This is a genomic window from Lunatimonas lonarensis (assembly GCF_000390185.1).
Lineage (GTDB): Bacteria > Bacteroidota > Bacteroidia > Cytophagales > Cyclobacteriaceae > Lunatimonas > Lunatimonas lonarensis.
The window spans coordinates 25,004-45,387 of the sequence record NZ_AQHR01000107.1; the positions used below are offsets into that span (position 1 = coordinate 25,004).

The 20,384-nt window shown below is 47.6% G+C and carries 15 protein-coding genes; 4 read left to right on the plus strand and 11 right to left on the minus strand.

The window, feature by feature from the left end:
* Nucleotides 1–6: 6 nt before the first annotated feature.
* From ADIS_RS18385 to ADIS_RS18420, 8 genes are all read right to left on the minus strand, one after another.
* Complete coding sequence (locus ADIS_RS18385) at nucleotides 7–921, minus strand: DUF4097 family beta strand repeat-containing protein (protein WP_010856189.1); 915 nt, start codon at nucleotides 919–921, stop codon at nucleotides 7–9.
* A gap of 22 nt (nucleotides 922–943) precedes the next feature.
* Nucleotides 944–1,969, minus strand: a complete 1,026-nt coding sequence (locus ADIS_RS18390) for a porin family protein (RefSeq protein WP_035806929.1) — start codon at nucleotides 1,967–1,969, stop codon at nucleotides 944–946.
* Nucleotides 1,970–2,132: 163 nt separating this feature from the next.
* Entirely contained in the window at nucleotides 2,133–2,876 is a 744-nt protein-coding gene (locus ADIS_RS18395; RefSeq protein ID WP_010856191.1) for a hypothetical protein, read from the minus strand.
* Nucleotides 2,866–3,432 carry an RNA polymerase sigma factor gene (locus ADIS_RS18400; RefSeq protein ID WP_010856192.1) on the minus strand — a complete coding sequence of 189 codons (567 nt, stop codon included), beginning with the start codon at nucleotides 3,430–3,432 and terminating at the stop codon, nucleotides 2,866–2,868. The genes ADIS_RS18395 and ADIS_RS18400 overlap by 11 nt, the downstream gene beginning before the upstream one ends.
* A gap of 100 nt (nucleotides 3,433–3,532) precedes the next feature.
* Complete coding sequence (locus tag ADIS_RS18405) at nucleotides 3,533–3,997, minus strand: hypothetical protein (RefSeq protein ID WP_035806932.1); 465 nt, start codon at nucleotides 3,995–3,997, stop codon at nucleotides 3,533–3,535.
* A gap of 10 nt (nucleotides 3,998–4,007) precedes the next feature.
* Nucleotides 4,008–5,408 carry an MBL fold metallo-hydrolase RNA specificity domain-containing protein gene (locus ADIS_RS18410; protein WP_010856194.1) on the minus strand — a complete coding sequence of 467 codons (1,401 nt, stop codon included), beginning with the start codon at nucleotides 5,406–5,408 and terminating at the stop codon, nucleotides 4,008–4,010.
* Between the two features lie 296 nt (nucleotides 5,409–5,704).
* Nucleotides 5,705–7,600 carry a PspC domain-containing protein gene (locus ADIS_RS18415; RefSeq protein WP_010856195.1) on the minus strand — a complete coding sequence of 632 codons (1,896 nt, stop codon included), beginning with the start codon at nucleotides 7,598–7,600 and terminating at the stop codon, nucleotides 5,705–5,707.
* A gap of 26 nt (nucleotides 7,601–7,626) precedes the next feature.
* Nucleotides 7,627–7,983 (minus strand): PadR family transcriptional regulator, encoded by a 357-nt coding sequence (locus ADIS_RS18420; RefSeq protein WP_035806996.1) that lies wholly within the window; start codon nucleotides 7,981–7,983, stop codon nucleotides 7,627–7,629.
* 394 nt (nucleotides 7,984–8,377) lie between these two features.
* Between ADIS_RS18420 and ADIS_RS18425 the strand changes: the two genes are divergently transcribed.
* Together ADIS_RS18425 and porU2 are read left to right on the plus strand one after the other, a co-directional pair.
* Nucleotides 8,378–9,502, plus strand: a complete 1,125-nt coding sequence (locus ADIS_RS18425; RefSeq protein ID WP_010856198.1) for a putative type IX sorting system protein PorV2 — start codon at nucleotides 8,378–8,380, stop codon at nucleotides 9,500–9,502.
* The gene (porU2, locus tag ADIS_RS18430; protein WP_010856199.1) at nucleotides 9,499–14,529 is read left to right on the plus strand and encodes a putative type IX secretion system sortase PorU2; all 5,031 of its coding nucleotides are present in this window, start codon (nucleotides 9,499–9,501) and stop codon (nucleotides 14,527–14,529) included. The genes ADIS_RS18425 and porU2 overlap by 4 nt, the downstream gene beginning before the upstream one ends.
* Before the next feature lie 40 nt (nucleotides 14,530–14,569).
* Here porU2 and ADIS_RS18435 read toward each other — a convergent pair whose 3' ends face one another.
* Nucleotides 14,570–15,100, minus strand: coding sequence for a DinB family protein (locus ADIS_RS18435; protein ID WP_010856200.1), 531 nt, complete (start codon nucleotides 15,098–15,100; stop codon nucleotides 14,570–14,572).
* Nucleotides 15,101–16,057: 957 nt separating this feature from the next.
* Between ADIS_RS18435 and ADIS_RS23725 the strand changes: the two genes are divergently transcribed.
* Nucleotides 16,058–16,945 (plus strand): T9SS type A sorting domain-containing protein, encoded by an 888-nt coding sequence (locus ADIS_RS23725; RefSeq protein WP_394330320.1) that lies wholly within the window; start codon nucleotides 16,058–16,060, stop codon nucleotides 16,943–16,945.
* A 107-nt stretch (nucleotides 16,946–17,052) separates the two neighbouring features.
* Nucleotides 17,053–17,970, plus strand: coding sequence for a sugar phosphate isomerase/epimerase family protein (locus tag ADIS_RS18445; RefSeq protein ID WP_010856202.1), 918 nt, complete (start codon nucleotides 17,053–17,055; stop codon nucleotides 17,968–17,970).
* Nucleotides 17,971–18,012: 42 nt separating this feature from the next.
* On the opposite strand, the gene ADIS_RS18450 is transcribed toward ADIS_RS18445, so the two are convergent.
* Together ADIS_RS18450 and ADIS_RS18455 are read right to left on the minus strand one after the other, a co-directional pair.
* Nucleotides 18,013–18,909, minus strand: a complete 897-nt coding sequence (locus ADIS_RS18450) for a hypothetical protein (protein ID WP_010856203.1) — start codon at nucleotides 18,907–18,909, stop codon at nucleotides 18,013–18,015.
* A gap of 52 nt (nucleotides 18,910–18,961) precedes the next feature.
* Nucleotides 18,962–20,380: an SLC13 family permease gene (locus tag ADIS_RS18455; protein WP_010856204.1), complete on the minus strand. Its 1,419-nt coding sequence runs from the start codon at nucleotides 20,378–20,380 to the stop codon at nucleotides 18,962–18,964.
* Nucleotides 20,381–20,384 lie beyond the last annotated feature (4 nt).

Sequence of the window (20,384 nt, forward strand, 5' to 3'; positions counted from 1 at the left end):
TTCAGGTCAGTTGGTGATCCGCAGTGATCCGGAACGCATCGCTCCCCGTATGGTGACCTCGGCCCCGTTGTCAATCTGTAGAGCCTTTGTGTTACTGATATTGCCTACCTTCAGCGATCCGCTTCCAGCAACTAGTTGAAAGTTAAAGTTGGACAAATCAGAGGAAGTAGAAACATCTATGTTGCCGGAGGAGCCGGTGAACTGGGTTTCTGGCCCTAATTCGGCCTTGGTAATCCTTACATTTCCTGACGATACCGTCACACTCCCCAACTCTCCCAATTGATCGAGCCTGGCATTGCCCGAAGAAAGCGTTACCTGCACCAAACCAAGAAGGTTTTTGCCCTTTAGGGAACCGCTGCTTGCGGTGAGTGTCACGCGCCCGGTTACATCCGTAAGATCCGCTTCGCCGGAGGCCACCGAACACACCACATCTCCGGTTACTTGCTGCACTTCTATCCTACCCGAATTTGCCCTAAGGACGAGGTCTCCACGAATCTGCTGACTTCTGATACTTCCCGAGTTTACGGATAACCTGGTCTCTGCAGAGGTAACGTTCCTTATTGAAAGGAGTCCCGTAGAATTCTTGGCGACGATACGGATTTGTTCCGGCCCCTCCAAACGAATAAATCGCTTTTCCAATGGAGGAATTGGCTTCGAAGGTGTTTTGTAGGACAGCTTCAGTGTGGTTCCTACCGTCACCATGAAAAAATTGCGTGCCCCATCTTCAGTCTTTCCGAACATGGCACTAAGGCTAATATCCTCTTTGCCTGGGATACCGACATATGCCACATCGACACCGCCAATGTCCATTTCCAATACCTCAATTTGGCCAAAACTCTTCTCAATTAACTCCTGCCCAAGCAAAGACCCCGAAAAGAGGAGAAGTATTCCCAGAAGAAACGTAGTTTTATGAAAATCCATAGATCCTATCAGTTAAGCTTGTTCAAAATACAATGCCAAAGGACATGGGGCTAACGGAGGGTCCCAAATCCGGATGAAACAGCGAGTTAAAGTCGTAGGTAGAAAAGAATGTCACGCTACGAAATCCAAACTCTCCACGAAGGCCTACCCGAAAGTTGTTTAGGTAGCCTCCCGCACCCTCCTTGATTTTTCTCCTGCCAGACCCTTCCAATTCCCGGTACACGAACTTGCTTCGCCCTCCCAAGCGATAGCCCGCATAGGGACCGATACCGACCCGTATGCCATCCCTCCCTTTTTCATACCTTTTGCCAAAGTCATACTTGAATAAAGTCATCGCTGTCAGATACGAAGCCGATATCTTACTCTTAAATCCGTTTACGTCTGGACGGGGCAAAAAATCTACTCCCATATCCGTAGTGCGCGGCTGATATCCTGTATTGTTAAACTTAAAATTATACCAATGAACACCCAGCCCAAAATCCCAGTAGGCCCCTTGGGATATTTTCTGACTCGCCATCCAGTTTAGGTTGACGTTCCAGCTGCCCCAACCTTTTACCGAATAGGGCTCCGCGGGACTGGGAATGGAACCGTCCTCAAAATAGGTATTGATCCCCAAATCCATGCTAAAATAGGTACGAAAATCAGGATCCTTCTTGGTCTTGGGCTCGGACTCCAGCTTGACCGTAGTCTTTGCTCCGGACTCGTCAACAATCAGCTTGTACCTCCCTACGGAAACTTCCGTTTCGGTCCCGTCTTCATATACCCGAACGATTTCCTTTTTTCCATCTCGGTATTTGATTTCTACCACGGTTTGCTCCCCTTCCATATCGGGTATGTTCAGCTCCAATTCACGGATGATTTGATTTACGTCCATCTGCTTGAGCCGCTCAAAATCACGGGGATTGTCGATAGCAAAAACCAGCTTTCCGGATTTACCAAACTCTACAATGATACTGTCTCGCCCGGTTTTTTCCACTACATCGCCCTGAAAAGCAAACAACTGTTGGTATAGAGCCATGAAAATGACTGCAATTAGGTACTTCTTCATCTGTTTAAAATTATATTTTTAACGGTCAAAACATTTCCAAAACCCAAAGGAGGATAAAGCCGATTCCAACTACTCGGAGATATTGATTTGGTGCAAATTCACTACATTTTGTGGTACTTTGGCCATACTGCCTGCCTTTGGAAAACTAGATTTTAGATTATATTCATCGGAGTTCCTTTCTGTTTCTCATCTGCGATCCAACCGAAGAAAAAAAGTTGTTTTTCACATCCTGTAGATCGGCAAAGCCTTTGTCCACCTTGGCCATGAGGCCGCTCAATTTCTCGATCCCATCCTCGATTCCTTCGATAAGATCCGGCTTATCCGGTGCGAACGCATACCCCTTTGACACCAAGCGTACCCTCACCAGCAGAGGCTCATCAGCAACGAGGCCTTCGCCAATATCAGCTGCCTCCGGTTCAATACCAACCTCTATTTCAGAGATAAATCCAGCTTCCAAGGCCAAATCATCAAGCTTCCACCCTTCGCTACCAGAAATGTCTGAAGACACCTCTTCTTCCTTCTTGGGAGGCAATTCCGGAGTCCCAACAACGGCCACAGCTTTTCTCGGTGATGGAGTGATTTTGCTGGGTTCCCTCGGACGCTGGCGTTTTTCAACCAACTCTGGGGCAGGGATGGCAATTTCCAGCGGCATAGAGAAGTCTTCTGAAATACTGGTAGCAAGATGATCAGCGGTGGGTTCGTCCCGAAAGGGAACCAATTCCCAGGCCAAGAAACCAAGCATCCCCAGTACAACAACCGCGGCAGCTTGCCAGATCCGATGGTATCGGTGTGGCTTTTTGGGGATCGAAAGCCTACCCTCCAACCGGCTCCAGGAGTCCGGCTTAGGCTTCATTTCGAAACCCGATAATTTCTCTCTAAACAGTCTATCCACTTGTTTATCGTCCATGATTCCTTTCCTTTACATCTTCTGCCTCTATTCGCTCCCTTAACAAAGCCCGGGCACGGCTCAATTGAGATTTTGACGTATTTTCCGATATTCCCAGCAACTCATGGATTTCCTTATGCGAATACCCCTCTATTGCGTATAGGTTAAACACCGTTCTGTACCCTGTCGGCAACTCATCTATTAGTCTGAGTATGTCATCAGTCTCCAGCCTGTCATATTCCGATGCTGCATGAAATACCCCCTCTATACCATCTAGCTGTACCTCCATTTGTAGGTCCTTGTTATTCCGAATGTACAGTAATGACTGCGTGACCATAATCCTTCGCATCCATCCCTCAAAACTTCCCTTGGCCTGAAAGCGAGGTAGATTCTCAAATATCTTAGCAAAACCCTCAATCATAACATCCTCCGCCAATTCGGGATCTTTTACATACCGCCTGCAAACCGCCAAAAATTTACCGGCATAAATCTCGTAAAGCGCGCGTTGGGCTTTTCGCTCTCCCGCAAGACACTTTTTGATCAGCTCTTCTTCTTGGTAAATTTTCCGGACAAACATTCGAACGACGATTCTACTAGACTAGATACAATAACATCCCTGTAGGTTGCCTCCAACCCGATGGATATTTTGGGAAATTTAACACTATAAATATAACTAACTAATAAACAGCAAGATAATTAACGACTATTTCCAAAAAAGTCCATTCTCCCTCCTTTACCTGGATGGGATTGACGTGGTTGTACTGGTCAAAAACGTTGGCAAAATACCCTTCCTCCTCTACCGTAAAAACGGAGTAAGCGCCAATAGGCAACTCAATCTCAAACCGACCGTTTTCGTCAGTTTCGAGCTCTGCGATCCTTGGTGTCTGAATAGAACCTATCAAAAAGTCCCCAACATTCAACTGGTCAAGTGTTGTTAAGGTGTGTATTACCACCCTACGGGCCACGGGGGATCGGAGATCCTTCTCTTGGGGCGCCGAAACAGTTCCGCCCGCTTGGGGCATCAAATTGCCTTCCAACCAAAAAACCTGTCCCTTAAGGCCTTGTGAGACAGGTTTTGTAGGTCTACACGCGCTAAACGCAGCAACGAACAGTATACCCAACCAAAGCCCCCGCACCTTCATATCACTAGGGCTAGATCCCGGAAAACAACTCAAAAGATTCCATATAATCAGGCAATAGAGTATTCCAACCATGGCGTTCCTTCAGTAAGCCGGCAAGGGCTTGAGACGCCTCTTTTTCACCATGAACCATAAACGCCATTTTGGGCTTATGAATAAACCCATCGCTCCACTCCACCAATTCCCGCTGATCTGCATGGGCCGATAGTCCCTCCACAAAGTGAACCGATGCCTTGACTGCAACATCTACCCCATAAATGCGGCATACCTTGTCTCCATCCAACAGCTTGCGGCCTCTGGTACCTTCTGGTTGGAAACCGACAAAAATCACACTATCGTCTTCGTTGGGTAATCGGTTGTACAGATGATGGAGGATCCTGCCTCCTGTGGCCATGCCACTGGCAGAAATAATGATCGCATCTCCCCTCAGGTGATTCAAGGTCATGGATGCATCCTGCGTTTTGTAATAGTGAAGGTTCTTGTGCAAAAATGGGTTTGCATCGGATTCATCCAAAAACGGCCCCAAGTGATGGTAATGCCCAAAAGTCTTGTATAACTGAGTCACATCAATAGCCATGGGACTATCTACGTAAATGGGTATGTCTGGAATCGCCCCCAATTTCTGCATGCGGTGCAGCATGTATAAAATCAGCTGCGTACGACCTACGGCAAATGAAGGGATCACTGACACGCCTCCCCTCATATAGGTGTCTTTGATAATCTTAGCCAGTTGTCCCGCTACCATGGTGTTTTCATTTACCCGATTCCCGTAGGTAGACTCCATAAATACCACATCGCCAAAGGGAATATCTGCCGGCGGGTTTAAAATGGGGTCCCTGTAGCGTCCTAAATCCCCCGAAAACACAATTTTCTTTTCTTGATTGTCTCCTTTTACCTTCAATTTTAAAATAGCGGCACCCAATATATGGCCTGCATTATAGGCCGTGACCCTTAAAACATCATTTAGGACATATTCCTCTTCAAACCGTAATGGCTCCAACAAGGGGAAGACGCGCTCGGCATCTTTGATATTAAATAGGGGTTCCGGCTTTTCATGCTTTGAGTACCCTTTCTTCTGCGCATACTCCGCCTCCTCCTCCTGGAGTTTGCCGGCATCCAAGAGCAAGATTTTTACCAGCTCCAACGTCGGCTCCGTGCAATAAATCGGACCCGAAAAGCCCTCCTTCACCAATTTGGGCAAATAGCCGGAATGGTCGATATGGGCATGTGTCAACAAAACCATGTCTATCCCGGCAGGATCTACAGGAAAAGGCTCCCAATTTCTGAGACGGTAATCCTTCATTCCCTGAAACAACCCACAGTCCACCAAGACCCTGACGTATCCAATTTCCAACAAAAACCTTGAACCGGTTACCGTACCGGCACCTCCTAAAAACTTAACCCTTACGTTCATGTGTCTCTACTTATCATTCAACTGTCATAACTTCCAACCTTCTCCCGCGGTGGGCCGCATGGCTGACAGTTACCCAACTAATTTATGGAGTACTCAACACACGACGTCATCAAAAGTCCATCTTCGATCAGCTTCTACAGCCCCTCGTTCATCAGGAGATTGGGGTAGGCTGCTCAAAAGCAGGATTGGCGACCGCTAGACCTATTAACAGGACACCTGTCCTTGACGCTGCTATGCTATTGGCCCAATCCATTTTCGAACAGCTCCCCCCAAATATACAGGTATTAACCCAGAGCTTAGGGATTCATAAAATATTTGTCCCGGAATTTGACCCTTGTTAGACTATCAATCTCCGACTGTGGACGATCTGGGGTACAGGTCAAACAGAGCAATCCTTCCTCATTGAACACCCAATGATTTCTTCCATTTACGTCCCGGTTTTTATACCCGCCCGCACTTACTGTACCTCGAAGGATGGGCAAAAGCGTCCGATCCAGGACAAATGGATAATTATATGGCAACAATAGGGTCTGCCGTAGGTTTTGCCCACGATACTTGGAAAGGTCGGGAAAGCCCAGCTTGCTGCCAAAGGTCAGAATACTGTCTTCCAACACGTATTCGTAGGTAACGAATTCGGCATTTTCCATCGCTTCTATTTCAGTTCTGCCTTTGGAGGTAAAGGTCTGTTCCAGCAAGGCCGCATTTCCCGGATGGCCTTTGATCGTGAGTGACACACTCCCTATTTCATGATCCGACGGGGAAAGTCCGCCCGATTTGATAAATAGTGTCTGGCTTGGCAACGGAACTCTATGATCGAAATCCACACTGGCCTGCTCCTTAAACTGGGAAATCAATCTAGGGAACTGAAAGGCAGTGAACACGATGCTGAGAATCCATACACCAAAAAGTACCAAGCCAAATCTTGAGTCTATCAAGCTTCTTTTCACGAGTACACTTATACCCAGAAGGGTAATTACGATGCCCGGAATAATCGCCACCACAGCAGCCGAAATAGCCAACCAAAACGGGAATGTCTCCACAAAAGCCTCTACCGGTACCCCATCAAGGAAATACCCCCAATCATTGTCCGTCAACACCTCTGCGTAAATCCCCAGAAAGATAAGCGGAGCAACGACGATCAACATCCCTAATACAAAAATTAAAAGGCCAAATATTACCCGGACAAAGTCGACAATAAATCGCCCGAACGGCCCCAATGCCCTTCCAAGTCCATTAAGTATCTCTCCAAGGATCCGAAACGGAAAAAGGAGCAGGCGCTTTACCGACGATTCCTCCTTTGGCGACTCCGGCTTGATATTTTGCTGGAGGGTATTTTCGATGTTGGTGAGCGTGATGGCCCCTCCCTTCATCTCGATTCGCTCCGTGATGGATTTTGCCATGGGGGTAATGATCCATAAAATCAGATAAAGGACAATACCCGCTCCACCAGCAAACACCATGGCCACAAAGGCCAAACGCAGCCATATAACATCAATTTTGAAGTACGCTGCCAAGCCGCTACCCACCCCTCCAAGCACCCGGTCATCGGGATTTCGGTACAGTTTTTTGATGTTTTTATCCTCTGGCTTTTCGTCGGTGACGGGCAAGATGGCCCAAAGCAACAGATAAGCAACCACCGACCACCACCCCAGTGACAGTCGAAGATTGAAGGCATCTCCAAAAAACTCAAAGGGCATTTTCGCAAAGCGCAAACCTCCACTAAACAAAAGTAAAATAGCAATGAGACGGGTCCAAAGGGGATCTATGGAAAAGTAATGGGCAAAACCCGCACAAACCCCACCCAACACCTTCCCATGTTGAAAACGCTTCAGCTTCTTATAGGCTGTACTGGCCTGTTGATCATTGGGAGTGACGTATTTGTAAAAATCGTTTTCCTGAGGGGCATCCTCCTCACTTTCTTGGCTCTCCACCGATTCGAAATCGGCAATCGTCCCCATTTTTTCAATCAGGTTTTTTACATCCTCAGCTGTAATGACCTGCTTGTTGTTTTTCAAATTGCTCAGAAATATCTCGGCAATCCTGCTTTCAATGTCAGTGATGATCTCATGATTGTCTTGGTAATGGGAAAAATGGGCATTGATGGCATCCAAATATTTCTTGAGCGAGGCGTATCCCTCCTCCTCGATGTGAAAAAGGATTCCGCTGATGTTTATACTGATCGTCTTCTTCATTTGACTTCGATTTATTGTTGCTGGGGTTACTTATCGGGAGTTTGATTCGGCACTTCTGTTTTGGATAGTATGGAATTAACGGAAACATGGAGCGTAGTCCACGTCTCGGCCAATTCCCCTAAGAAAACCAACCCTTCGTCTGTGATGACATAGTACTTTCTGGGCGGCCCTGACTCGGACTCTACCCATCGGTAACTTACCAATCCGGCAGTTTTGAGGCGGTTAAGGAGGGGATAGAGTGTTCCCTCCACGATGATGAGATTCGCCCCTTTCAGCTCCTCCATCAGATCGCTGGCATATACTTCTCCCCTGGCGATGATATGGAGAATGCAGCATTCCAATATTCCTTTGCGCATTTGAACCTTTGTGTTTGACACATTCATGATTTCCGTCATTTTCCTTTTCAGGCCATGCCCTTTCACTTGGGCGTTTGAAAATGGCCATTTATTGGTTTCCTTCTAAAAAAACAGTACCAAGTTTACCAAAGGTACTGGGCAATACCAAATAGGGAAGCGTGCTTGACCACCCATAATCCAAAAACACGCCCCCAATGCGGTTTTCGGGCCGTTTTTATCCCTTTACCACCCTAAATAAATTTCCAAGGAAACGAATAAACTGACTGCAATCCCCAAAAAACAAGCAAGGATTGTATTGGCACTGAACACTCACTTGTCCGAAATCGGCCACCCATTCAGAAAAAAAGGAAATTAATTGCAACGGATTATTTATACGAATCCAAATTCCTGTTATTTTGCATCTGGGATGTGAATCAATCAAATGATTATCAGGGGGTATTTTTATGTTGTATTGTTTGCTGGGGTAGTTTTTCAGTCAGTAGGCCAAGGTATTGCTCCCAAGTACTCCAACGAATTTTTATCGATAGGGGTCGGAGCGCGGGCGCTGGGCATGGGGGGTGCACAGGCGTCCATCGTCCGGGATGTTACCGCTGCGTATTGGAATCCTGCGGGACTTATTGGCGTACAGCACGAACAAGAATTTGCGCTGATGCACGCGGAGTACTTTGCCGGCATTGCGAAATATGATTACGGTGCCTTCACCACCAATATCCAGGAAGACAACCAAGTCGCCATTTCAATCATCCGGTTTGGGGTGGACGATATTCCCGACACACGCTTTTTGTACGATGCCAACGGAGCTTTGAACTACAACAATATCCAATTTTTCAATGCTGCAGATTATGCGCTGGTTTTATCCTATGCCCGCGACATCAGTGACCACTTTAAGCTCGGGGTAAATACGAAACTGATTCACAGAAATGTGGGGAAATTTGCCAACGCATGGGGATTTGGGCTGGATGTGGGCGGGATATACCTCCACGATTCATGGCGATTTGGACTAATGCTCAGGGATGTGACGACTACCTTCAACGCATGGTTTCACAATGCAGATATGGTACGGGACATTTACAATCAGACCAACAACGAAGTCCCCATCAACAGCATTGAACTGACGCTTCCCCGGGCGATTTTCAGCGTGGGAAAGCACCTGGAAATAAACGACTTGATTGATGCTGTGTTTGCAGTTGATCTGGACATGACCTTTGATGGCAAGCGAAATGCCGTGTTGGCCACCGACTTGTTCAGCGTAGACCCAAGGGCGGGATTGGAAGTGAATTATAAAAAGACAGCCTCCCTGCGCCTCGGGGCAGGGAACATACAGCGGGTTCGAGATTTTGATCAGTCCACCTACACCTCGTTTCAACCAAGTTTCGGCCTGGGCTTTTTGGTAAACAGCAAGGTGCAGATTGATTATGCATTGACAGATATTGGTAGCGTGTCGGAAACACCGTTTTCCCATGTGTTTAGCGTAAAAGTGAGCCTAAACCCGCTTAAGTCTAATTTCAGATTAAACAAAGGTTGGGATACCGTGGAGGAAAAATGAAAAAGGTATTCTTTACAGCTATACTAACGTGGTGGATAGGGGCCGTTTTCGGTCAAAACAATCAATGGATCAACTATAGCCAAGACTATTACAAAATCCCTACCGCAGCAAACAGCATTTACCGACTTAGCTACACGACATTGGCTGCTTCGGGCATCAATATGAACACCCTCGATCCCCGGGATATCAGGATCTATCACAGAGGACAAGAGGTAGCCATTCAGCTCGACGGACAGCAGGATGGTCGGTTTGACACGGGTGATTTCATCCAATTTATGGGAAAAAAGAACGATGCCTCCCTAGACTTAGCGTTATATTCCGACCCAAATCACCTGCCCAATCCCTACTACAATACCCATAACGACACCACTGCCTTCTTTTTGACAGTGACTCCGGGGGTAAGGGGAAAGCGCATGCAGGTGAAAGAGGCACCCACCAATCAGGTTCCCTTAACTTCAAGCTACATACGGGAAGAATTAGTGGATTTCTCAGAACAGTACTTTTTGGGCAGGTCTTACTTTCCGGGAGTCCGTCTTTCCAAATACGACCAAGGTCAAGGATGGACCGGTACCAACCTAGCCAGAGGTGCCAACCGGGTTATCAACCTGAACAATCTTGGCTCCCTGAGCCCTTTGGTGGTGCCCAGCTTGGAAATCAGCCTATTGGGCAGATCAGAAACCCCGCATCGTACAGCAATTCAGGTAGGCCCCTCGCTTTCTGCGCTGCGTGGACTGGGCACCTATGACTACCAAAATTTTGAAGTTAACGTCCTTTCCGAACCATTGCAAGCAACCGATTTCAGCTCAGATGGCAATCTTGTGGTTCGGGTGGCTTCTATGGGCGTAGATGGTGCGATTGATAACATTTCCATCAACTACATAAAAGTAACGCTAGGTGTGGTAATTCCCGCCGGAGACGTGAACCAGCGACGGATGCAGTTTCCCTCAGGCATTTCCCGCCTCTCCATACAGAACACATCGCAAAACTACCTGGTCTACGATGTTTCTGACAGCTACCATGTGGTGCGCCACGAGGTACGCAGAACCGGCAACCTGCTGGAAACCATCGCAGGGGATCCCGGGCGACCGGCCACCCTTCACCTGCAACAAACCTCCACGGTGATAGAACCAAACGTGCTGGAACGGGTCCGATTTAGGAATTTGCTGGCTCAAAATGCCGACTACCTGATTATCTCCCACAGAAAATTAACCCAACCATCGAGCACCTATGGCAACCCGGTGGAAGCCTACGCAGCCCACCGAGCCGGGCCTGCGGGAGGCGGTTACGATACCCTGACCGTTACCATGGAACAGCTGTACAACCAATTTTCCTATGGCGAAAAATCCCCCCTTGCCATCCGTGAATTTTTGAAAACCTACTTCCCCATCCATCAGCCCGACCACCTGCTGTTGATTGGACGTGCCTTTGGCATCTACAACACGCAGCGATCGGGAGGGGTCAGCTATTTTTACCGAAACAACCCGGCTATTTTTCCCATCCAGGACCTGGTACCCGTCTTCGGCTATCCGTACTCCGACAACCAGTATGCGCTGGGATTGGATCCCGCATTTCCACTGCGGCAAGACATCGCAGTGGGGCGATTACCCGCCCGTACACCAGAGGACGTAGCAAATTACCTAGAAAAGATCAAAGAAAAGGATGCTTTGGGTGTGCAGGAGCCTTGGCAAAAAAACCTGATCCACCTGAGCGGAGGAAGATCTGCCTTTGAGCTGGAGCGATTTTATAATTTCCTGTCCGGATTCAGAGCTACCGCCGAAGATATTTACTTGGGGGGCAGTGTGTTTACCTTTCGGAAGCGATCCAATGCAACCGTAGAACTTATCAATATTTCCGAACAGGTAAATGCAGGCGTTTCCTTGGTCACCTTTTTCGGACATGCTGCTCCCTCCAGTACGGACATTGACATCGGTTTTGCGGGTATCGACGAAATGGGATACCGCAATAAAGGAAAATATCCGGTACTGTTATTGAATGGTTGCGATGCCGGAAATGCCTTCGGAGCAGCCTATACGTTTGGAGAAGACTGGATCAATACCCCGGATCGGGGAGCTTCGAACTTTCTGGCCCATTCGGATGTGGGAATCGACGTATACCTAAGGCGATACAGTGAATCCTTTTACGCCAAGGCCTTTTCCGACTCCTCACTTATATACCAGAGTGTGGGAAAGGTAAAAATAGAGTCGGACAAGCTTCTATACGAGCGATACGGCACATCTGAAGTAAATCAGAGCCATGCCAACCAGATGATCATGCTGGGAGATCCTGCCGCCAGGATCTTTCCCGCCAACAAAGCAGACTACTCGTTAAACGCTGAGGAAGTATGGCTCGAAGGGTTCAACGGCGACCCGCTCAGCTCGCTGTTGGATTCCGTCAAGTTATCCGTCGTGGTTAGGAACCTGGGAATTGTAAACCTAGACTCGATAGAGATCAATGTGAGCAGGCAACTCCCGGATGGTACCACCGTCGCATACGATACAAGGCAATTTGAACCGATATTCCGAAAAGACACCCTTTCGCTTAGCATAAGCAACACAGGCGTCAATGCATTTGGGGATAATCACTTCACCATAGAGGTCAACAAACGTAGACCCATCCAAGAGCTTACCTTTGCCAACAATACCGTCATGGTAAGTAAGTACATACCAATGAGCGGTACGCTAAACCTGTTCCCCATAGACTTTGCCATCGTAAATAGCAGAAATGTAGAAATCATCGCCCAGATTCCGGGCAAGTCGGTTGAGGAACGTACCATCGTGGTACAGCTTGACACGGCCGCCAACTTTTCAAGTGCCTGGCGTAGAGAAACCCGTATTACCACCTCAAACCTCGCCAGGTGGCAAGTCGATCTGTTCCAACAAATTCCGCAACGGGATTCGCTCACTTATTATTGGAGAACCCGCTTTTTAGAACCTAAGCCCGGTGAAAACGCGGCGTGGACACCCACCAGCTTTTCCTATATCCGCAATGGACCGGAGGGATGGACCCAACGGGAACTACCCCAGTTTGAAGGATCTCGCCTCCAAAATATACAGATCGATCGGCAAAGCAGTTCTTGGAGATTCGAAGACAAACAGCTGGCGATTGACCTCTTCACATTTGGCCCAGAAATGGAGGGAATGGACCCGACCAATATCCAACTGCTGATTAACGGTGTTTCCTACATACTGGATCAGGCAGGAAGGCTTTGTTTTCCCGGATCGCTTGGATTGTTGGCATTTCAGGACAAAACGCTCAATCCCTACCTGCCCATCCCGTTGACCACTGCCGAGATTTTGGATCCAAAAGCCTGCGGCAGATCCCCCCAAATCATACAAAACATCCGAAACCAATGGATCACGGGTGCCGGACAAACCATGCTCTTAGACTATATAAATAACTTGGCTCCCGATGACTATGTCGTGATATTCTCCATAGGCAATGTGACCTTTTCAGACTGGTCTGACGAAGTGATCATGAAGATGAAGGAGGTAGGTGCCAATGAGGCTACGATCCGAAACCTACGGACGGGAGACCCCTACGTCCTTTTCGGCCGGAAAGGTATGCGTCCTGGAGATGCGATCGAACTGGTTCCCAACGATGAAAAGGAAGAACCGGCCAGTGCCCAGTCCCTACGGTTTGAAACCGTATTAAAAGGCTTCTCTCCCTTTGCCAGCATTACTTCTCCTTTGATCGGCCCCTCTTCTCATTGGGTTTCCTTCTTCAACCGTGTGTTGGAGCGCGATTATTTCAATACCTCCCTATCCCACTTTGACTTGGTGGGTATCACGCCCGAAGGCGGAGAGGTAACGCTTTATCCCCATTTACAAACCACGCAGCTAGATCTGAACAGCATTAATCCAACCGACTACCCCTACCTTCGGCTGAAGTATGCCATGGAAGACCCTGACGCCTTGGTACCGGAGCACTTGGACAAGTGGCAGGTAAACTACACAGGGGTTCCCGAGGGTGTGCTGATTCTAAAAACCCGGCAGGACCAAATAAACCTCTTCGAAGGACAGGAATCGGAGGTAGCCTTTGAGTTTGTCAACATTTCCAAATTTGATTTTCCGGATTCGCTGACGGTCGAATACAGTTTTTACAATGTCGACCAGCGCAGAACCGAGCGGTTTACGATGAAAATACCTGCTGTAAAGGGAGGCCAAAGCCACGCTTTCTCCCTACCGTTTGATTCGAGGGGAAAGGCCGGCAAAAATGCCGTCAATGTCTCCGTCAACCCCCGTATTTTTATGGAGCAACGGTTCCGAAACAACCTGATGGATCTACCGGATTATTTTATCGTTGCCGGGGACGACCTCAATCCCATCCTAGATGTTCATTTTGACGGGATCTATATCATGGATGGGGATATCGTTTCCCCTACAGTCCTGATTTCCACTGTGGTGAAAGACGAAAACCGCTTCTCCCTCAAAAAAGATACGGTAGGCATCGAATTGATGCTTAAAAAGCCCTGTGAGGGATGTGATTTCCAACGAATCAGCTTTAGCAATCCACAGGTTCGGTGGTTTGAAGCGACGGAAAACAGTGAATTTAAGATCGAATTTCAGCCGGGCCCGTTGGAAGATGGCTTGTATGTACTGCGTGTCAATGCCAGCGATGTGGCAGGAAATATGGCAGGAGAAAAACCATACGAGATCAACTTTGAGGTGGTAAACGAAAGTCAGATCACCAATTTCTACCCCTATCCGAATCCATTCAGCAGCAGTGTCCGCTTTGTATTTACGGTGACCGGATCGGAGGTTCCTGATGAAATCAAAATCCAGATCATGACCGTCACCGGCAAAATCGTCCGTGAGATCTTCCAGGACGAGCTCGGGCCGATTCGGATAGGAAACAATATTTCGGAATTTGCATGGGATGGCAAGGATGAATACGGAGACCAATTGGCCAATGGGGTATATATCTACCGGGTGCTCGTAAGGAAAAACGGGCAGTTTATGGAACACCGGGCTACCGCCGGAGATAAGGCCTTTAAGCGAGGTTACGGCAAGATGTACCTATTGAGGTAATGAGGCTCCAACCATTGCATTCTATTCAGTGTGCTGCCAATTAATTTACCAGCTGCACCCATTTGACGGTCACAAGCAGCTGCCCTACATGGCGCTGCAAATGCTCGGCTGCGTGAAAAAGCAACCCTAGTTGGGTGGTGGGAATTTTTTGGCGACCCAGAAGCCGGGTTTCTGTCAACGTAGTATGGTCTGTCGTTCGCAGTCTATCTATAGCATATCCGATCTGTCGTTCCAAATAACGTATATGGTCTTCCACCGTCTCCAAACCGGGACGAGGAATGCCTTCTTGTTTTAAAAATGCAAGTTGATCCCCATTGAGCGGTTGCCCGTCAGCATAGGTGAAAAGGCGGTCTACCACCCCTGCCATATGCTGGAGGTGAAATCCCACGGAAGCCATCCCTGCCGGACGTATCCACAATTTTTCCACTTCGAAACCATGCAGAAAACGGGCCACATCATCCACTGTTTGTAATAGCGCATGGGCAACAGGTTGCAATAGGCTTGGCACTCCCTCAATCGGCCCACGTTGCCAAACTTCTAGGGTAGCAGGTGTTGATTTGTTTTGTATCATATTTCAACTCAATTGTCTTTAACTTTCAAGAATTATATTCTATTTTTATACATATTTCAGTCGTATATTTTGATATACATAAAAAAGAAGTCAATTATAAGATTTATGTTTTTCAAAAAACCTTTTAGAATAGAACGCCTGACTTTTTGGTTTGGATCGACCTTGAAGGGATTTTCGATAAGATTTTTCTATATCTTCCTCATCAGCGGTGCCTTTTTACTGTCAGGTTCAACGAAGTTGTCGGGCCAAGCGTTTGGAGGCGCATCGGGAATCATTACTGATTACAATGGTTTTTGGAACTCATCCATCAATGCGATAAATCCGATAATGCCAGATAACACCCATCATTTATTGGCATTCTCTTGGAACGGACAGGTCTTCTCCACTGGAGTTGACGACGAAAATCTAGCAGCCAATTCAGTGAACTTTTCACCCCAAATTTACCAGGCATTTCCCGTACGCAATATACAGTCTACAAATGTCACTTACATAGGACTTGGTCAGCTTTATGATGGGATCGATAACGGTATATCCTCGCCACCACCGTTTTCTATTCCACCAAACCTATCTTCCTTTCTAACCCGAGGACTACAAGGCTTGGATTTCGGTTCTGGGGTAGCAAACATTGCGGCGGGAAGCATTATATTTGATTTCACGGGTATAATTGACGAAACACAAATCGGAGATGGCATACCGGATATCTTGGTGACACAAATGGCAGACCCAAACGGAAACCTCGATGCAATCTTTATGACAGATGCAGATGGCAACATGATAGGCAATGCACTAAGTATCAACCATCTGACGATCCCTTCATTGGGGAAGTGGTCGGCTGATTTTTATCGACTGAACGGAACTAGCGCAGCCTTTATCAAAGGCACTAGGGACTTACGGCTTTGGGTAGCCGAACTTAGTGCGTTTGGAATAACCTTGGATAATTATCATCTCGTAAGAAGTATGCGATACACTCTTAACGGGTCAAGCGATCCTGCATTCGCCGCTTTCAAAGTAGGGGTTTTTGACATTATAGCAGCGAATGATGACCATGCAGAAACCCTTCCAAAACTACCCGTACAAATTAATGTATTGGCAAACGACCTCCCGCAAGAAATACTGAATCCCGCTTTTTTGAGGATAATCAGCTCCGCTGCGAATGGAGCAACCCAAATAAACAACCAAACTGGGGTTATTACCTATACTCCCAACGATGGATTTTCAGGACTGGATTTTTTCATCTACGAAATATGTGGCTCAAGTGAACTTCAATGTGATGAGGCAACTGTTTTTATTGACGTAGCTGCCGGAGCTTTGTCTTCGGAATTCATTCACTTCAATGCAACTTGGCTACCAAAGGGAGAGGTTTCACTTAGTTGGAAATTAAGATCCTCTCCAGAAAGACGCCGTACCATTGTTGAAAGGTCATCAGACGGAGGAAATTGGATTTCCATTCACGAGGACCCACAAAAAGTACCCTCACTCCAAGCTGACTTAAGCTATATTGATCCGTTTCCAAACCCCACAAAGCCTACTTTTTATCGAATATGTGTCGTAACGGAACCGGATCGCAGGATTTACTCAGAGGTTCGAAGGGTTGCCCCTCCCATCAATAGACCTATCATATTGGAAGTGTACCCTAATCCAACGGCTGGCTTCGTAACCGTTACCGGTACACACAGTTCCATGAGCGATTTTGCCATCATATCTGGTCAAGGATTCGACGTAAGTGGCCAAGTGATTGTACATCCTAAAAATTCCCTATCTTTTGAACTTGATCTGAGTACCCTTTCTCCGGGAATCTACATACTCAAAGTTGGTACCAACGTAAAAAGGATTAAAAAAAACTGATTTAGAGCGACACAATCCTCAATTTTTAGTACAATTAACTTCACTTAACTCTACCTAACATCTATCTTTAGAGATTGCAAACCATTTCCGAATCTGATACACTGCCCATGGACCAACGACGCACTATCCTAAAAGGCCTATCATTACTTCCCATTATGCCCTTTTTGTCCGAAACAGCACATGCCACACCCAAAGGAAAAAGCAAGTTTCGCTTCTGCCTTAACACCAGCACCATTCGGGGACAAAACCCCGGTATCGTAAGATACATTGAAATCGCGGCCAAGGCCGGATACGATGGGATAGAACTTTGGGTGGAGGACATCAAAAAATTCGTGGACGAACAGGGTGCTCCAGCCCTTAGAAGACATCTTGAATCCAACAAGTTAAAGCCCGAAAACGCCATTGGCTTTGCCCCGTGGATGGCCATGGACGAATCCCGAAGTGAAGCCGGTTTTCGTCAAATGGAAGAAGAAATGACGATGTTGGCGTCCATCGGGTGTCATCGCATTGCCGCCCCTGCTATCGGAAACGACGGCCCTATTGACCTGCTGGCCGCCGGCGAAAAATACAGACGCCTTTTAGAGCTTGGGCAAAAGACAGGGGTAAGACCCCAATTGGAATTCTGGGGAGCATTCAAGCCCTTTCACCACTTAGGGCAAACACTTGCCGTTGCTGCTGCCGCCAACCATCCCGATGCGAGGATTCTGGCCGATGTTTACCATCTTTTCCGCGGAGGATCTGGATACGACGGGCTTAAGTTGCTGAGTGGGCAATCAATCGAGATCTTTCACATGAACGACTACGTGGACACTATCCCAAGGGAACAGCAGGAAGATAAGGACCGCGTTTATCCGGGGGATGGTGCGGCACCTATGCGTCAGATCTTGACGGATCTCAGCAACATGGGAGGTGAAAAGGTTCTTTCCCTCGAGTTGTTTAACCCCACCTATTGGGAGCAGGATCCGCTGGAAGTAGCCAAAACAGGTCTCGCCAAAATGAAAGCACTTGTGAGTGAAATCGGCTAAGCAGGGGTAGGAAAGCCAGTCAAGCTTAAAAATAGGGTTTAATCAACGAGTCATGGCTACTGGGGCATAGCAGGTTCCATCCAGGTAGACATGTCCTTGGGGGGCGGTATCCAAGTGAAATTCAACGGTACCGCCATCTTCCAAATGCAACAGCAGTTTTGCTCCTCCCTGATCCGTAGCCTGGATCTCCCAAGTACCTTTAACTATAGGTTCGGGGCTTCTCGGCATAGCATTAACCCGGGTATCCTTCTGGTATTGTGTGGGCGGATCGGAAAAACGAAATTGGCCGTCGGCACCAAGATCAATCCGCGCGGGAAGAGTTCCCTCCTCCCACTGATTGCCCGAACAGTCCGGCAAAAGGTTTAGGGTCATTTGACTAAGCCTTTCCTGCCATAAACCTACCAGTCCAACATCGATGGTTTTTATGGAATCAAATACAAGGCTTTTTGCGAGCAGAATCGCATCTTCCTTTAAGATATCTCCAAAAGACACCACATTGGTCGCCGCCAACACATTAACACCAAACCCCTCTGCGTTCAATATTGCCAGCCCGTAGGCAATGGCTGAATCTGACTCGATAGTGCCGGCGAAATGGGCACCGTATACCCCTGAATCAATCTCCAGGATATCCCCGATAGGGTTAAGGTTCACCTCGTCACCCTCTGTAATCCCACGAACCATCTCCGCTTTTAACTGGGTAGGAGAATCAAAGGAATTTAGGGAAAGGGACATAAATCCCGGGCTGTTTTCAGCTATCAACACATACCCTTCAGGTAGCTCGTGACCTATCCATCCATTTGGAACATGGAAAGATATACCGTATCCTTCCCAGGTAACTCTGCCGACCTGCTGGGCATTTGCCTGAATAAAATAAAAACAACAGCTAAGGAGCAGCAATAAGCGGCCAATAGATAAAAGAGTCGGTATTTTGGATTTCATAATCAGAAGCGCAATTTACGGCTAAAGATAAAAATAATACCGGTACAGCGCGCTAAATATAAAACAATACCCAAACCATCACGGTAAGGAAGGCCAAAATCGGACCTAACACGATAAAAAACAGTCCACCCTGCCTGAAATCCTTTTGATCCAACAACCCTGTGCTGTAAGAAATGGCATTGGAAGGAGTGGACACGGGCAATAACAGCGCACAAGAACAGCTGATGGCAACCATAACCGGCACCGCAATGCCGTATGACCCGGGCAACGAAGCACCCAGAGGCACCAATATGGATGCCGCTGCGGTATTGCTCATGACATTGGAAACCAAAACAGCAATGACACAAAACACCATGGTTACCCCGATGACATGTATGGGCAGATCGTTGACCTTTGTCATAACAATATCAGCCAGCCCAACATCAACAAGCCCAATCCCCAGAGCCAGCCCACCTGCCACCAACATCAGGGTGTCCCAAGGCAACGTACGAACCTGATCGGCGTGGATTACCTGGGTCATGGTCAGCAGAACTATGGGTATCGCCGAGGTAGCCGCTACCGGAATACCATGAAAAGGCTCCGTCAACCACATACCCACCGTAATCAGCAGTGTGAAAATCACGGCGTAGCGCTTGGCTGGCTCTACCTTGCCTTCCTTTTTGGGCAGTCGCTCCAGATCCAGTACAACCTCTGAAAAATCATAGCGCTTGCAAAGGTATTTCCAGAAAAGCCATACCAAAAACAACCCGGTCGGAAAACCAACCGCCATCCATTCGATAAAAGTCAGCGAGATGCCCTTTTCCTGCAACGCTCCCACGGCGATGGCATTGGGTGTACTTCCGATGATCGTACCGATGCCACCCACCGAAGCAGCAGCTGGAATAGCCGTCAACAAAGCCTTGGAGTAAGGAGATGATTTCCCTAATAAATGCACCAGCGGAATAATGGAAGAAATCATCATCGCCGTAGTGGCAGTATTTGACATTACCATACTGGCGAGAGCGGTCATCATCATGAATCCCAATAGCAACCGCTCAGGCTTACTTCCGAATTTTTTTACGGTAAACCGGAAAAGCTGTCGATCCAGCTCAACCATACTCATACCCTCAGCCAGAAAAAACCCTCCAAGAAGAAGCCAAATCACATTGGAAGTCCACGTATCCAAAAACAGCTCCGGGGAGGCAGATTTTTCGAATACATAGTCTGTACTGAACCCTATCAACATCATGGCTATGATAAAAATACCCACGGCAAAGGGCGGGATCGCTTCCGTAACCCAGAGGCCGATGGCAAGTACGGTTATCAAAAAAACGTAATTCACCTCCGTTCCATAGTCCAACTGGCTAAAAAAGGAGGTAACTATCAACGCAATGACTACGTTCCCTAAAAAGGTAGAGGTATTGAATATCCAATTCAGACGTAGTCGTCTGTACCACTTTATCGCGGCGTACCTGGAATCACTGTCTGGCATCTTA

What these genes read in the sequence shown, in the direction of transcription:
- ADIS_RS18385 (WP_010856189.1), bottom strand. Translation starts at nt 921, where the DNA reads ATGGATTTTCATAAAACTACGTTTCTTCTGGGAATACTTCTCCTCTTT.
- ADIS_RS18390 (WP_035806929.1), bottom strand. Translation starts at nt 1,969, where the DNA reads ATGAAGAAGTACCTAATTGCAGTCATTTTCATGGCTCTATACCAACAG.
- ADIS_RS18395 (WP_010856191.1), bottom strand. Translation starts at nt 2,876, where the DNA reads ATGGACGATAAACAAGTGGATAGACTGTTTAGAGAGAAATTATCGGGT.
- ADIS_RS18400 (WP_010856192.1), bottom strand. Translation starts at nt 3,432, where the DNA reads ATGTTTGTCCGGAAAATTTACCAAGAAGAAGAGCTGATCAAAAAGTGT.
- ADIS_RS18405 (WP_035806932.1), bottom strand. Translation starts at nt 3,997, where the DNA reads ATGAAGGTGCGGGGGCTTTGGTTGGGTATACTGTTCGTTGCTGCGTTT.
- ADIS_RS18410 (WP_010856194.1), bottom strand. Translation starts at nt 5,408, where the DNA reads ATGAACGTAAGGGTTAAGTTTTTAGGAGGTGCCGGTACGGTAACCGGT.
- ADIS_RS18415 (WP_010856195.1), bottom strand. Translation starts at nt 7,600, where the DNA reads ATGAAGAAGACGATCAGTATAAACATCAGCGGAATCCTTTTTCACATC.
- ADIS_RS18420 (WP_035806996.1), bottom strand. Translation starts at nt 7,983, where the DNA reads ATGAATGTGTCAAACACAAAGGTTCAAATGCGCAAAGGAATATTGGAA.
- ADIS_RS18425 (WP_010856198.1), top strand. Translation starts at nt 8,378, where the DNA reads ATGATTATCAGGGGGTATTTTTATGTTGTATTGTTTGCTGGGGTAGTT.
- porU2 (WP_010856199.1), top strand. Translation starts at nt 9,499, where the DNA reads ATGAAAAAGGTATTCTTTACAGCTATACTAACGTGGTGGATAGGGGCC.
- ADIS_RS18435 (WP_010856200.1), bottom strand. Translation starts at nt 15,100, where the DNA reads ATGATACAAAACAAATCAACACCTGCTACCCTAGAAGTTTGGCAACGT.
- ADIS_RS23725 (WP_394330320.1), top strand. Translation starts at nt 16,058, where the DNA reads ATGCGATACACTCTTAACGGGTCAAGCGATCCTGCATTCGCCGCTTTC.
- ADIS_RS18445 (WP_010856202.1), top strand. Translation starts at nt 17,053, where the DNA reads ATGGACCAACGACGCACTATCCTAAAAGGCCTATCATTACTTCCCATT.
- ADIS_RS18450 (WP_010856203.1), bottom strand. Translation starts at nt 18,909, where the DNA reads ATGAAATCCAAAATACCGACTCTTTTATCTATTGGCCGCTTATTGCTG.
- ADIS_RS18455 (WP_010856204.1), bottom strand. Translation starts at nt 20,380, where the DNA reads ATGCCAGACAGTGATTCCAGGTACGCCGCGATAAAGTGGTACAGACGA.